Annotated in this window: 13 protein-coding genes; 5 read left to right on the top strand and 8 right to left on the bottom strand. The window is 60.3% G+C overall.

Annotated features, from left to right (window positions below; all coding sequences use genetic code 11):
* Window positions 1-51: 51 nt before the first annotated feature.
* On the bottom strand, window positions 52-219 hold the full coding sequence (locus LAT62_RS08360; RefSeq protein ID WP_293381881.1) for a hypothetical protein: 168 nt from the start codon (window positions 217-219) through the stop codon (window positions 52-54).
* Between the two features lie 193 nt (window positions 220-412).
* Between LAT62_RS08360 and rfbD the strand changes: the two genes are divergently transcribed.
* Window positions 413-1,318: a dTDP-4-dehydrorhamnose reductase gene (gene rfbD, locus LAT62_RS08365; RefSeq protein WP_293381884.1), complete on the top strand. Its 906-nt coding sequence runs from the start codon at window positions 413-415 to the stop codon at window positions 1,316-1,318.
* Here rfbD and LAT62_RS08370 read toward each other — a convergent pair.
* Window positions 1,311-2,279, bottom strand: a complete 969-nt coding sequence (locus LAT62_RS08370) for a polyprenyl synthetase family protein (protein WP_293381887.1) — start codon at window positions 2,277-2,279, stop codon at window positions 1,311-1,313. The two genes, rfbD and LAT62_RS08370, sit on opposite strands and share 8 nt — an antisense overlap.
* Window positions 2,280-2,516: 237 nt before the next feature.
* Between LAT62_RS08370 and rplU the strand changes: the two genes are divergently transcribed.
* The 4 genes from rplU to proB all read left to right on the top strand — a co-directional run bounded on the left by rplU (window position 2,517) and on the right by proB (window position 5,537).
* Window positions 2,517-2,828 carry a 50S ribosomal protein L21 gene (gene rplU, locus LAT62_RS08375; protein WP_293381890.1) on the top strand — a complete coding sequence of 104 codons (312 nt, stop codon included), beginning with the start codon at window positions 2,517-2,519 and terminating at the stop codon, window positions 2,826-2,828.
* 16 nt (window positions 2,829-2,844) lie between these two features.
* Window positions 2,845-3,102 carry a 50S ribosomal protein L27 gene (rpmA, locus tag LAT62_RS08380; RefSeq protein ID WP_293381893.1) on the top strand — a complete coding sequence of 86 codons (258 nt, stop codon included), beginning with the start codon at window positions 2,845-2,847 and terminating at the stop codon, window positions 3,100-3,102.
* A 115-nt stretch (window positions 3,103-3,217) separates the two neighbouring features.
* Window positions 3,218-4,414, top strand: a complete 1,197-nt coding sequence (cgtA, locus tag LAT62_RS08385) for an Obg family GTPase CgtA (protein WP_293381896.1) — start codon at window positions 3,218-3,220, stop codon at window positions 4,412-4,414.
* The gene (gene proB / locus LAT62_RS08390; RefSeq protein WP_293381899.1) at window positions 4,401-5,537 is read left to right on the top strand and encodes a glutamate 5-kinase; all 1,137 of its coding nucleotides are present in this window, start codon (window positions 4,401-4,403) and stop codon (window positions 5,535-5,537) included. Before cgtA ends, proB begins: the two co-directional genes overlap by 14 nt.
* A 17-nt stretch (window positions 5,538-5,554) precedes the next feature.
* Here proB and coq7 read toward each other — a convergent pair whose 3' ends face one another.
* From coq7 to dusB, 6 genes are read right to left on the bottom strand one after another with little or no spacing between them, the layout of a single operon-like run.
* On the bottom strand, window positions 5,555-6,196 hold the full coding sequence (gene coq7 / locus LAT62_RS08395) for a 2-polyprenyl-3-methyl-6-methoxy-1,4-benzoquinone monooxygenase (RefSeq protein WP_293381902.1): 642 nt from the start codon (window positions 6,194-6,196) through the stop codon (window positions 5,555-5,557).
* Complete coding sequence (locus LAT62_RS08400; RefSeq protein ID WP_293381905.1) at window positions 6,193-8,496, bottom strand: ATP-binding protein; 2,304 nt, start codon at window positions 8,494-8,496, stop codon at window positions 6,193-6,195. Before LAT62_RS08400 ends, coq7 begins: the two co-directional genes overlap by 4 nt.
* Before the next feature lie 3 nt (window positions 8,497-8,499).
* Window positions 8,500-9,789 (bottom strand): phosphoribosylamine--glycine ligase, encoded by a 1,290-nt coding sequence (gene purD, locus LAT62_RS08405; RefSeq protein WP_293381908.1) that lies wholly within the window; start codon window positions 9,787-9,789, stop codon window positions 8,500-8,502.
* Between the two features lie 49 nt (window positions 9,790-9,838).
* On the bottom strand, window positions 9,839-11,425 hold the full coding sequence (gene purH, locus LAT62_RS08410; RefSeq protein ID WP_293381911.1) for a bifunctional phosphoribosylaminoimidazolecarboxamide formyltransferase/IMP cyclohydrolase: 1,587 nt from the start codon (window positions 11,423-11,425) through the stop codon (window positions 9,839-9,841).
* Window positions 11,426-11,447: 22 nt separating this feature from the next.
* Window positions 11,448-11,711: a DNA-binding transcriptional regulator Fis gene (fis, locus tag LAT62_RS08415; protein WP_367120546.1), complete on the bottom strand. Its 264-nt coding sequence runs from the start codon at window positions 11,709-11,711 to the stop codon at window positions 11,448-11,450.
* A gap of 23 nt (window positions 11,712-11,734) precedes the next feature.
* Window positions 11,735-12,730: a tRNA dihydrouridine synthase DusB gene (dusB, locus tag LAT62_RS08420; RefSeq protein ID WP_293381917.1), complete on the bottom strand. Its 996-nt coding sequence runs from the start codon at window positions 12,728-12,730 to the stop codon at window positions 11,735-11,737.
* Between the last annotated feature and the right edge of the window lie 11 nt (window positions 12,731-12,741).

Genomic DNA, 12,741 nt, shown 5'->3' on the forward strand with positions numbered 1-12,741 from the left:
ATGGACCTACACCATATCATGATTACATATCTATATTAACCGTGCAGGACACTAGTCTCTTATCCAGCCAATGGTATACAAGGTTACCCCAAGAGGCAGCAGAATCATGGACGGACGGATCCAGCCCTCAGCAGCGGGGATCAGCAACGCGATGGCACCCAGCCACACCAGCACCAGGCCGAGGCGCTTGAAGGCTGATGTGCGGCGACGTTTGCGCATTGAACGGTCTTCCTGCTTTCAGTGTGGGCCCTGTTTCGGCTAGAGTAAGTGCATTCGCAGCGGCAGTTGCACAGTGCGCCCGAGCCTGTACCGCAGTATAGTCTTATTTGAGGGTCTCTGCCCCGTGAACGGGGTGGTCAGTGTTGCGGACAACCGTCGACCCGAATCCAGATTGCAGGAGTCTTGAGAGCGGATGAGAGTGTTGATAACCGGTGCTGGCGGCCAGGTAGGGCGTGCCCTGATGCGGGTTCTGACAGAGGCGGGGCTGGTGCCGGTCGGCCTGACCCGGGCCCAATTGGACATTACCGATGCCGGGGCTGTTGCGGCTGTGCTGGCGCAGGAAAAGCCGGACTATGTCATCAATGCTGCCGCCTTTTCCGATGTGGCGGTAGCGCAGGGTGATGCCACGCGCTGTTACGCGATCAATCGCGATGGTGCTGCGGTGCTGGCGCGTGCCTGTGCCGAGCAGGGTGCAGCGTTTTTCTATCTGTCGACCGATTATGTGTTTGACGGCATGCAGCCTCAGCCCTATGCCGAAACGGATAAGCCCAATCCGCGCAATGTGTATGGCAACAGCAAGTACGAAGGGGAAGAGGCGGTGCGGGAATACTGCCCGCGTCATCTGATACTGCGCACCAGTTGGGTGTTCAGTGAAGAGGGCAACAATTTCTTTGTGCGCACCCTGGAACGGGCCGTGGCGGGGCAGCCCATCAAGGGTGTGAATGATCAGATCAGTTGTCCCACCTGGGCAGGACATCTGGCGTTGGTGGTGATCGCCATGTTGCGGCAGGTTGATTGCAACACGGACCCCGAGCTCTGGGGCACTTATCACTACTGTGACCGAGGCGCCACCACACGCTATGATTTTGCCCGCACCATCGTCAGCCAAGCGGTGCAGGCCGGTATGGCCAGCGAGATACAGGTAACGCCCATCGAAAGCAGTGAATTGCAGAACCGGGCCGAAGAGGCCCGGCAGTCGGTGCTTGCGACCGACCACCTCTTTTTCACTTTCGGCATCCGCCAGCGCGGCTGGCGCCAGGGCATCAAGGCGGCTCTGCGCAAGATTCAGCAGCGTGAATCAGCAGTGCAGTCTAACTGACCCGGTTGACTGCCAGATCGGCCAATCCGGCCAACGCATCGCGCCCCGGCCCGGCAGGAAAAACGTCAAGTGCCGCAATAGCCCGCTGGCTGTGTTGCAATGCTCTGTCGCGACAATAGGGCAGGGCGCCACTGTTCTGCACCAAGGTCAGTACCGGACCAGGGTCATCGGTTCCCCCGTCGCGAATGATCTGCCGGATGGTCTGCCGATCTGCCTTCGGGCAGGTCTGCAAGGTGCGAATAAGAGGCAGAGTCACCTTGCCTTCCGCCAGGTCATCACCGGCGTTCTTGCCCAGTTCCGCAGTATCACCACTGTAATCCAGAATGTCGTCCTGGATCTGGAAGGCCATGCCCAGTTCGATGCCGTAAGTGCGGGCAGCAGCCTGCAGTTTGGTATCAGTGGTTGCCAGGCAGGCAGCGCTCTGCGCCGCAGCAGCAAAAAGCATGGCTGTTTTGCCGCGAATAACCAGATTGTAGTTGTCGATCGACAGGTCAGGGTTGCGCACATTGACCAGTTGCAGCACCTCACCTTCGGCAATCACATTGGTCGCGTCGGCCAAAGTCTGCATCACCGGCATGTTGCCGATGCGCACCATCATCTGGAAGGCGCGTGAATAGAGAAAGTCACCCACCAGCACAGAGGGCGCATTGCCCCATTTGTTGTTGGCGGTTGGCCTGCCGCGGCGCATGTCGGAGGTGTCGACCACGTCATCATGCAGCAGGGTGGCGGTATGCAGAAACTCTATGATGGCCGCCAGGGTGATCAGCGGCGGCTCGCGATAGCCCAGCATCTGCCCGGTCAGCAGGGTGACCAGCGGCCGCAGGCGTTTGCCCCCGCTGGATACAATATACTCGGCGATGTGCTCGACCAGCGGCACATCGGAAGACAGTTCACGTGCGATCTCTTCATTGACGGCGCGAAACTCGTCTTCCACCACCCGGTTGATGTCAGTGATCTGCATGAAAGTCTTTGAGGGCTGAAAAACAGGCGTTGATGCTAAGAGCGGGCCTGAGTCCTGTCAAGCAAAGTCAGGGTTGCGAGTGTCGGTGCCTTTGGCTACAATTGCGCGCCCCTGATGGACATGTCCGTCGTGGGGCAGGAATCCTCCGCCATAGGGTGCCGCAGCGTAGGCGTTGCCTTTAGAACCGGGAAGAAGCGATTCTGTCATCTATTACCACAGTCAGATAATGAGAGTATCATGTACGCTGTAATCAAATCCGGCGGTAAGCAGTACCGCGTTCAGGAAGGCCAGTTGCTGAAGCTGGAAAAAATCGAATCAGAAACGGGCAGCAAGATCACGTTTGATGATGTGCTGCTGGTTGGCAATGGCGATGATGTGAAGATCGGTGAACCGGTCGTCAAGGGCGCCAAGGTAACCGCTGAAGTGGTTGCTCAGGGCCGGCACCCCAAGGTGCGCATCATCAAGTTCAAGCGCCGGAAGCATCATATGAAGACCATGGGGCACCGTCAGTGGTTCACCCAGGTCAAGATCACCGGTATCAAGGCTTAATTGACGGAGTAGAATCATGGCTCACAAAAAAGCAGGCGGCAGTACACGTAACGGTCGCGATTCCCAGTCCAAGCGTCTGGGTGTGAAAGCATTCGGTGGTCAGACCGTATCCTCCGGTTCCATCATCATTCGCCAGCGTGGTACCCACTTCCATGCGGGCTCCAATGTAGGTGTCGGCAAGGACCACACACTGTTTGCACTGTCAGACGGTGTTGTGAAGTTTGAGACCAAGGGTCCAAAAAGCCGCAAGACAGTCAGCATCGTCGCTGCCTGAAGCGGTTTCTGACCCGATCAGGCTGCCGACAGACAGGCAGCCTCTTCCAAGAGAGCCCTGTTGCGACCGTAACAGGGCTTTTTTCGTACCGGAAACCGAAACAACTGGATAGAACATGAAATTCGTTGATGAAGCCACTCTTTATGTCCAGGCCGGCAAGGGCGGCGATGGCTGTGTCAGTTTCCGGCGGGAAAAATTCATTGCCAAGGGCGGGCCCAATGGGGGCGACGGTGGTGACGGAGCGTCTATCTGGTTTGCCGCCGACGAGAACCTCAACACCCTGATCGAATATCAGTATCAGCGCAGCTTCAAGGCGCCCAATGGTGAGCCTGGCAAGGGCCGCGACATGACGGGCCGCAAGGGTGAAGAGCTGGTGCTCAGCGTGCCGGTCGGTACCACCATCCGGGACATTGACACGGATGAAATCCTGGCCGATCTCACCGAGCATGGTCAGCAGGTCAAGATAGCCCAGGGCGGCTTTCACGGCCTTGGCAACACGCGTTTCAAATCCAGCGTCAACAGGGCGCCGAGGCAGTTTACCAAAGGCTCGCTGGGCGAAACCCGTAACCTGCGACTGGAATTGAAGGTGCTGGCTGATGTGGGGCTGCTCGGGCTGCCCAATGCCGGCAAGTCGACACTGATCCGAGCCATATCAGCAGCCCGCCCCAAGGTAGCAGATTATCCGTTCACCACGCTGATGCCGAACCTGGGTGTGGTGCGGGTGGATGCCCAGCAGTCTTTCGTCGTGGCGGATATCCCCGGGCTGATTGCCGGTGCTGCCGAAGGGGCCGGTCTGGGCATCCGTTTTCTCAAGCATCTGGTGCGCACTCGGCTGCTGTTCCATCTGGTTGACATGATGCCACTGGATGACAGCACACCCGAAGACAATGCCCGGGTCATTCTGGAAGAGCTGGAGAAGTTCAGCCCGGCTCTGATGGAGCGTCCCCGATGGCTGGTGCTCAACAAGCTGGACCTGATTCCGGAAGACGAGCGTCAGGCCGCTGTCGACCGAGTGGTGTCGGCGCTGCACTGGTCCGGGCCGGTATACGCCGTGTCGGCCTTGAGCGGCGACGGTATACAGCAACTGGTTCAGGCTGCAGCGCGCGATCTGACCGAGACACGGGAGCGCCTGGCTGCCGAACCGGAGGCCGCCGAAGCGGATGAAGCTCTGCGCCGGCAAATTGAAGAAGAGGGCAGAGAGCGTATTGCGGCTCTGGCGGCCCAGCGCCGCGCGCGTCGTGACGCTTCACAGGACGACGAAGATGATGACGATGACGATCATGAGGTAGAGATCGAGCATGCTCCATACTGAGAGCGCGGTAAGCCACAACCTTGCAGACAGCCAGCGTTGGGTCGTCAAGATCGGCAGTTCGCTGCTGACCAATAATGGCACCGGGATTGACCAGGCGCGCATCGCCGACTGGGCAGAACAGATTGCTCGTCTGCGTGACAGTGGCCTGGAAGTGGTTCTGGTGTCTTCCGGGGCAGTTGCAGCCGGCATGCACCAGCTTGGCTGGACGGCGCGTCCGCATGAACTGGAGCTGCTGCAGGCGGCTGCCGCCGTCGGCCAGAGTCGACTGGTCGGCCATTACCAGACCTGCTTCCAGGCGCACGATATACACAGTGCCCAGATTCTGCTCACCAATGCGGACCTGGCCGACCGGCAGCGCTATCTGAACGCCCGCTCGACACTGCGCACGCTGCTGCAACTGGATGTGCTGCCCATCATCAATGAAAATGACACTGTGGTGACCGACGAGATCCGCTTCGGTGACAACGACACCCTGGCGGCGCTTGTGGCCAATCTGGTGGAAGCCGATGCCCTGGTGATTCTGACCGACCAGACCGGTATTTTTGATGCAGACCCGCGTCACGACCCCAAGGCAACACTGATTGCTGAGGCCAGAGCAGATGATCCCAGGCTGCTGGATGTGGCCTCTGAAGGCGGTGCCCTGGGCCGCGGAGGTATGGTTACCAAGGTGCGGGCAGCCAGACTGGCGGCGCGCAGTGGCGCCGTTACCTTGATTGCCGGTGGCCGGGAGAGCGGGGTGCTCAGCAGACTGCGCGCCGGTGAAGCACTGGGTTCACGCCTGCTGCCGGATACTGCCCCCCTGGCAGCGCGCAAGCAGTGGCTGGCAGGGCATCTGCAGGCCAAGGGATCGATTCGACTGGATAACGGAGCGGTTCGGGCTATTCGCGAGCAGGGCAAAAGCCTGTTGCCCGTCGGAGTCATTGAAGCAGCAGGTCGTTTTCAGCGCGGTGATGTCGTCGACTGCCTGGATCACACCGGGCGCCTGGTGGCACGCGGCCTGTGCAACTACAGCGTTGCGGAGGCCCGGCTTATCCAGGGCAGAGCGTCTGCCGAGATAGAGAGCATTCTGGGCTATATCAGTGAGCCCGAACTGATTCACCGGGACAATCTGGTTACGGTATAGACGGGTTTCATCCGGTGTCAGAGCCGGTAGGTTGTCTCGGTCATGACTTTTGACATCAACGTCATGCCCTGTCTTACCGGTTCGGGAAAAGGCAAGCCACCCGCGTCGCGCGCATGCTCGGCGTGGCGTTGTTCATCCTCCAGCATCCGGGCCACTACGGCGCGGCTGCGCCTGTCCTGTTCCGGCAGGCGTTGCAGGTGCGCCGCCAGATGCTGGCTCACTTGATCCTCGGTGGCGGCAACAAAGCCCAACGACCAGCGGTCACCCAGGGCTCCAGCGGTGGCACCCAAGGTGAAGGACATGCCGTAGAACAGTGGGTTCAGCAGGCTGGGCCGGCTGTGCAGGGCGCGCAGCCGGGTTTCGCACCAGGCCAGATGATCACGCTCTTCGGCGGCAGCCTCTTCCATCTGCGCGCGCACTTCGCCCAGTCTGGCCGTGCTGGCCTGACCGGCGTAGAGCGCCTGTGCACAGACCTCGCCGGTATGATTGACCCGCATCAGTCCGGCCGCATGGCGTCGCTCCGAATCGGTGAGCTCCGCTTCCGGCAACTCTGCCCCCGGTGTGTCGACACGGCTGCTGATAACGCCAGGCATGACGCTGCGCACCGCCGTATCCAGGTTCATTAGGCAGTGGTCAAAAAAGGTATGGCGACGACTCATCGGTCCTCCTCCTGCAACAGACGCATCAGCTTGCGCGGATTGACCGGCTTGGCCAGTACCGCGATGGCACCAAGATCCTGTGCGGCCTGCTCGACATAGTGCAGATCAATCCCCGTCATGACAATCACCCGCAGGTTTTTGAGGCCATCCGTTGCACGTATTTTTTCCAGCAGCTCAAGGCCGTTCATTTCAGGCATTCGATAGTCGATAATCACCCAGTCGAACGGCTGATGAAAGTACATGTGGCTCTGCAGAATCGCCAGAGCTTCCTTGCCGCTCGAAGCCAGCTCCGGCAGCATGCCCCAATTGCGGGTCTGGTCTTCCAGAACCTTGCGCGAGGCCAGGTGGTCATCCACCACCAGCACCTTCTGTTGGGTCAGGTGCTGGTGCAGTGGCTGCAGTTCATCTTTTCTGTCTTCCGATTCTACCTTGGTGACCGGCTCGAACGGCAGGCTGATCCACACACTGGTGCCGCGCCCGGCTGTGCGGCTGATGCCGATCTGTCCGCCCAGTGCGCGCACCAGTGCATTGGCAACTGGCAGCCCGAGCCTGACCTCCTGCTGGTTGCCATCTTCCGGGCTGACAGCCTGAAACTCGAACAGCCGACGCACATCCTGCTCAGGGATGCCACGGCCGGTATCGTCGACCCGCAGGCGCAGGCGGCGTTGTCCTTCGCGGCGGATAGCCACTTCGATCACGCCTTCCTCGGTAAACTTGACGCTGTTGTCCAGCACGATACGCAAAACCTGTGACACCAGCTCACCATCAATACGCACTTCAGACGGTACATTGGACAGCACTTCCGTGACGACTTCTACCGATTTCTGACTGGCCAGGCGGGCAAAGGGATTGACCACTTCATGCAGGAAGCTGTTCAGCTCAACCTCTCCCGGGCGTACCTGGATGTTGTCCTGGCTGATGCGCGTCAGAGCTCTCATCTCGTCGGCCAGATTGAGCATCTGAATTCCGGCATTGTGCGTGGTGGTGACATACTCCTGCTGATCGCGATTGAGCGGCGTCTCGCTGAGCAGATTGGTCATGCCGAGCACACCGTGGATGGGCGATCGCAGGTCATGGTTCAGTTTGCGCAACAGCACTTCGGTATATTGATTGCCCATGGCCTGCACCGGGTTGCTGCGCGCCGTCAGTATCGGGCGCGCCCGGTAGCGGGCAAAGTAGCTCTGGTAAACGAACAGGGCATGCAGGGCCAGCAGAGCGGGTGGAATTATCAGTTCAATCAACCCGGTTAGGGCCAGAGAACTGGCCTGCAGCGCTTCAACGGCCAGCCAGAACAGCAGCGACAGGATCGCCCCCACGGTGGGCAGAGAATGCACATCATTGCGCCTGACACCCAGCCCCGACAGGCGGCACAGGCAGAGCCCGAAGAGGATCAGCAGAAAGGGCCAGGCGCCCAGGGTATGGCCCACGGCCAGCGCTGCCGGGAGCATCAGCCAGGCCAGGTGTCTGCGCGCCGGGTGATCGAGACCTCGTTTCCACCAAATGAGTGCCAGCAGTACGGTTGCCATCCCGATACTCATGCCTGACAGGCTGCTGTTCCACTGCAGAGCCCAGGATGGCAGGGGCACACCGGCCTGGCTCAGCAGGACCGGCAGGCCAAGATAGTAGCTGAGCCCGAATACCACAATCAGCACGAGATAGGCGGGCCAGAGCAACCAGCGGATATCTGTTCCGGCGCGTTCACTGCGACGATGCCGGCGATACTGCAGCGTGGCGAGACTGCCGGCGGCCAGCAGGCCGCTGCCGGACAGTCCAAACAGCCAGGCTCCGACGATCAGAGACCGTCGTACAACATCATTGGCGGGCTCCAGGTGTGCCAGCAGGAGCGGAGGGCTGGGATCATCGAGGCGCAGAAACCAGCGTTGGTTCTGTCTGGAGTCAAGCTGCACGGGCAGGGATTGGCCATAGAGATGCGGAAAGAGCTCCAGTGTCTGCTCTTCCAGGTCTGCATCCCATATCCGCACCTGTCCGATCAGGGCGGGTGAAGAGAGGGTGAGAAGCATGCGGCTGACAGAGCGACTTGCAGGTGCTGCTATGTCAATCTGGACCCAGACGGGTCCATCGACATCGGACTGGCGCCACGGGCTGCGATGCATGGGCACCATGCGCTGCTGCCATTCGGCTTCAAGAAGTTGTTCCGGGTGGCTGATCTCGGCCTGGCTGTCGACCAGAACCCGAGCGTGCAGCAGCAGGTCCTGGCGCTCTGCCTGCAGGCGAGACTCGGCATGGGCGCCGCTCGCCATCACCAGTAGCACCAGCCACAGGTGAGTCAGCCGGCGCATGGCTCAGTCTGCCTCGCGGGCAATCGCGCGATGACCGATGTCGGTCCGATAGTAGCAGTCCGCCCAGCGGATGCATTCAACCTGAGCATAGGCGCGGTCTTTGGCTTCGCTGACCGTGTCGCCCAGTGCGGTGCAGCACAGCACTCGACCGCCACTGGTGACTACCTGGCTGTCGGACGACAGCGCGGTACCGGCATGAAATACCTTGCCAGCCTGCTCCGCGGCCTTTGTCAGGCCGGAAATGGTATCGCCCTTGCGGTACTGGTCCGGATAGCCGCCAGCAGCCATCACCACACCCAGAGCTGATTGGGTTGACCAGGCAGCCTGTTCCCGGTCCAGTGTGCCATTGCAGGCCGCCAGGCAGTGTGCGACCAGATCGGATTCCATGCGCAGCATGATGGGCTGGGTTTCCGGGTCACCAAAGCGGCAGTTGTATTCCAGGACATTGGGCGTGCCGTCAGCAGCAATCATCAGGCCCGCGTAGAGAAAGCCGGTATACGGACGGCCCTCTGCTTTCATGCCGTGCACGGTTGGCCAGATCACTTCTTTCATGACCCGTTCGGTCAGCGCCTCGGTGACCACTGGGGCGGGTGAGTAGGCGCCCATGCCCCCGGTATTGGGCCCGGTGTCGCCATCCAGGGCGGCCTTGTGGTCCTGTGACGTGGCCATGGGCAGTACATGGTCGCCGTCCACCATGACGATAAAACTGGCTTCTTCGCCCTGCAGAAACTCTTCAATGACGACGCGGGCACCGGCTGCGCCAAAGCGGTTGCCGGCCAGCATGTCGTGCACGGCCGCTTCGGCTTGCGCTTCAGTCTCGGCCAGAATGACCCCTTTGCCTGCGGCCAGGCCATCTGCCTTGACCACGATGGGTGCACCCTTCTCCCGAATGTAGTCCAGCGCGGGCGCTACCTCGGTGAAAACACCATAGAACGCCGAAGGAATGGCATGACGAGCAAGAAAATTCTTGGTGAATGCTTTGGAGCCTTCCAGCTCTGCAGCAGCCCGGTCCGGTCCGAAAATGGTCAGGCCGGCGTGGCGAAAATCATCCACGACTCCGGCCACCAGGGGTGCTTCGGGGCCAACAATGGTCAGGCCAACGTCGTTCTCCCGGGCAAAACGGATCAGGGCAGGGTGGTCACTGATGTCCAGGACCACATTCTCCAGAGTCGGTTCCAGCGCGGTGCCGGCATTGCCCGGAGCCACGAAAACCCGGTCGGCGAGCGGAGACTGAGCCGCCTTCCACGCCAGCGCGTGTTCGCGACCACCACTGCCAATCACCAGAATATTCATTGTCGTTTCCCTGTTGTCAGTTGTTCTGCGCCCCGCAGAGCGCGCGCTTTCAGTGCCGGAAGTGCCGCATGCCGGTGAAGACCATGGCAATGTCATGCTCGTCAGCGGCGGCAATGACTTCGTCATCGCGCATTGAACCACCCGGCTGAATCACCGCGCGTATGCCTGCCTCGGCGGCCTGTTCAAGCCCGTCACGGAAAGGGAAGAAGGCGTCGGAGGCCATTACGGAGCCGGTGACTTCCAGAGCTTGATCGGCGGCCTTGATGCCGGCGATGCGGGCACTGTAGACGCGACTCATCTGACCGGCACCCACACCGATGGTCATACCATCCCGAGCGTAAATAATGGCATTTGATTTCACAAACTTGCACACCGACCAGGCAAAGCGCAGGTCACTCATTTCCTGTTCAGTGGGCTGGCGACGGGTCACTACTTTCAGGTCTTCAGCGGTTACCCGGCCCTGATCACTCTGCTGGATCAGCAGGCCGCCCGTCACTTTTTTGTAGTCGAAAGCGGGCGCAGGCTGGTCCCAGTCTCCGCAGGCCAGCAGGCGGACATTAGGCTTCACCTTGACCGCATCCCGGGCGCTGTCGCTGATCATGGGCGCGATAATGACTTCGACAAACTGCTGGTCGATGATGGCCTGAGCAGTTGCCGCTTCAAGCGGCCGGTTGAAGGCTATGATGCCGCCAAAAGCCGAGGTGGGGTCTGTCTTGAAAGCCCGCTGATAGGCATCAAGAATGGTGTCACCGGTAGCAACACCACAGGGGTTGGCATGCTTGACGATAACACAGGCCGGTTCCTCGAACGTTTTGACGCATTCGAGAGCCGCATCGGTGTCGGCAATATTGTTGAACGACAGCGCCTTGCCCTGCAGTTGCTCCGCAGTGGCCACAGAGGCTTCACGGTTGGCCGGGTCGATATAGAAGGCGGCGGCCTGGTGCGGGTTTTCGCCGTAGCGCAATGCCTGGGCATGCAGCCACTGCTGGTTCCACGTCCGGGGAAACAGGGTCCGGTCACGGGTGCTCAGCTTTTCAGCGTTCTGATCTATGCTGCCCAGATACTGTGCGATCATGCCGTCGTATCGAGCCGTATGCTCGAACGCCTTGAGCGCGAGATCAAACCGGGTCTTCTGGGTAACGCCTCCCAGCCGATCGGTCTCTTCCAGTACCTGCTCGTAATCGCCGGTATCCACCACAATGGAAACCCAGGCGTGATTCTTGGCCGCACTGCGTACCATGGTCGGGCCGCCGATATCGATATTCTCGATGGCAGTCGCGAGGTCGCAATCCGGCCGGGCTGTCGCTTCGGCAAACGGGTAGAGGTTGACCACCACCAGGTCGATGGGGGCAATACCATGTTCGGTCATGACGTCGTCATCCTGACCGCGGCGCCCCAGAATGCCACCATGTATGGTGGGGTGCAGGGTCTTGACTCGCCCGTCCATCATTTCGGGGAAGCCCGTATGCTCGGATACTTCGGTGACCGGCAGGTCACGCTCCCGCAGGAGTCGGTAGGTGCCCCCTGTGGACAGCAGTTCCACGCCGCGTTCGTGCAGTGCTGCGGCGAAATCAACAATACCGGTCTTGTCGGACACGCTGATAAGGGCGCGCTTGAGTGCTACCGTGGCTTGCATAGTCAGTCCTGTCAGTAGTGGGTCAGAGCAGACCGTATTGCTTCAGCTTCTTGCGCAGGGTGCCCCGGTTAAGTCCGAGTATCTGGGAGGCACGGGTTTGATTGTCCCGGGTGTAGCGCATCACGACTTCCAGCATCGGTGCTTCCACTTCCGACATCACCATCTGGTATACATCATTGACATCCTGACCATCCAGGTTCTGGAAATAATTGTTCATGGCCGTCTCAACACTGTCGCGCAGCGTGGCAGAGTGCTGTTCTTCACCGCTCGGAGTGGAGTGTGTCATGGATACCTCAATTGAATTCATACTCATGCTGCTTCGTCACTTTCCTGTTGTGCGGATACCCGCGTGAAATAGGCGCGTATCAGTTGGCGTTGCGAGTCCGGGTTGTCCAGACGGTTGAATTGCTGTCGGACGGTCTGACCGTCCGGCTGGGCCTGTAGGTACCAGCCCACATGTTTGCGTGCAATGCGCACGCCTGACCAGTTTCCGTAAAGGCTGTAAAGGCCTTCAAGGTGTTCCAGCAGCACGGCCTGCTGCTCCGCCAGATCGGGCGGCTCTGGCGACGCTCCCGTGGCCAGATAATGCGCGACCTCGCGAAAGATCCAGGGGTTGCCCTGAGCGGCACGGCCAATCATCAGGCCATCCGCTCCGGTGTACTCCAGCACCCGTTGCGCACTAGGCCCGTCGACAATGTCGCCATTGGCCAGCACGGGCAGGCGAACTGCCCGGCAGATGTCGCGTATCGTGTCGTACTCCACGGTCGGCTTGAACCGACAGGCTCGGGTTCGCCCGTGCACTGCCAGTGCCTCAATCCCGGAGGCTTCTGCGATGCGTGCTATGGCCACGCCATTACGCTCTTCCGCAGACCATCCCGTGCGGATTTTCAGCGTCACCGGCACCGTCACGGCGTTAACGACAGCCGCGAGAATATCGCCGACCAGTCGCTCATCTCGCAACAATGCTGACCCGGCTGCTTTACTGCACACCTTCTTTGCCGGGCAGCCCATATTGATGTCGATGATGTCGGCACCTAGATCAGCATTGCGTTTTGCCGCCTCGGCCAGTTGAGCTGGCTCGGTGCCGACGATCTGCACACTTACCGGAGCCTGATCATCAGCGTGCGGCAGGCGCAAACGAGACTTGGCTGTGTTCCAGAGACGTGTATCGGCCGTTACCATTTCGGATACCGCCAGACCGGCACCCAAGCGCCGGCACAAGTGCCGGAAGGTGCGGTCGGTAACGCCAGCCATGGGGGCCAGGGCAAGCGCAGGCTGAATCTGATGCGGGCCAATCTTCAACACGGGTTCTGGTC

Origin of the sequence: Natronospirillum sp. (assembly GCF_022565775.1) — a bacterium.
Classification (GTDB): Bacteria; Pseudomonadota; Gammaproteobacteria; order Pseudomonadales; family Natronospirillaceae; genus Natronospirillum.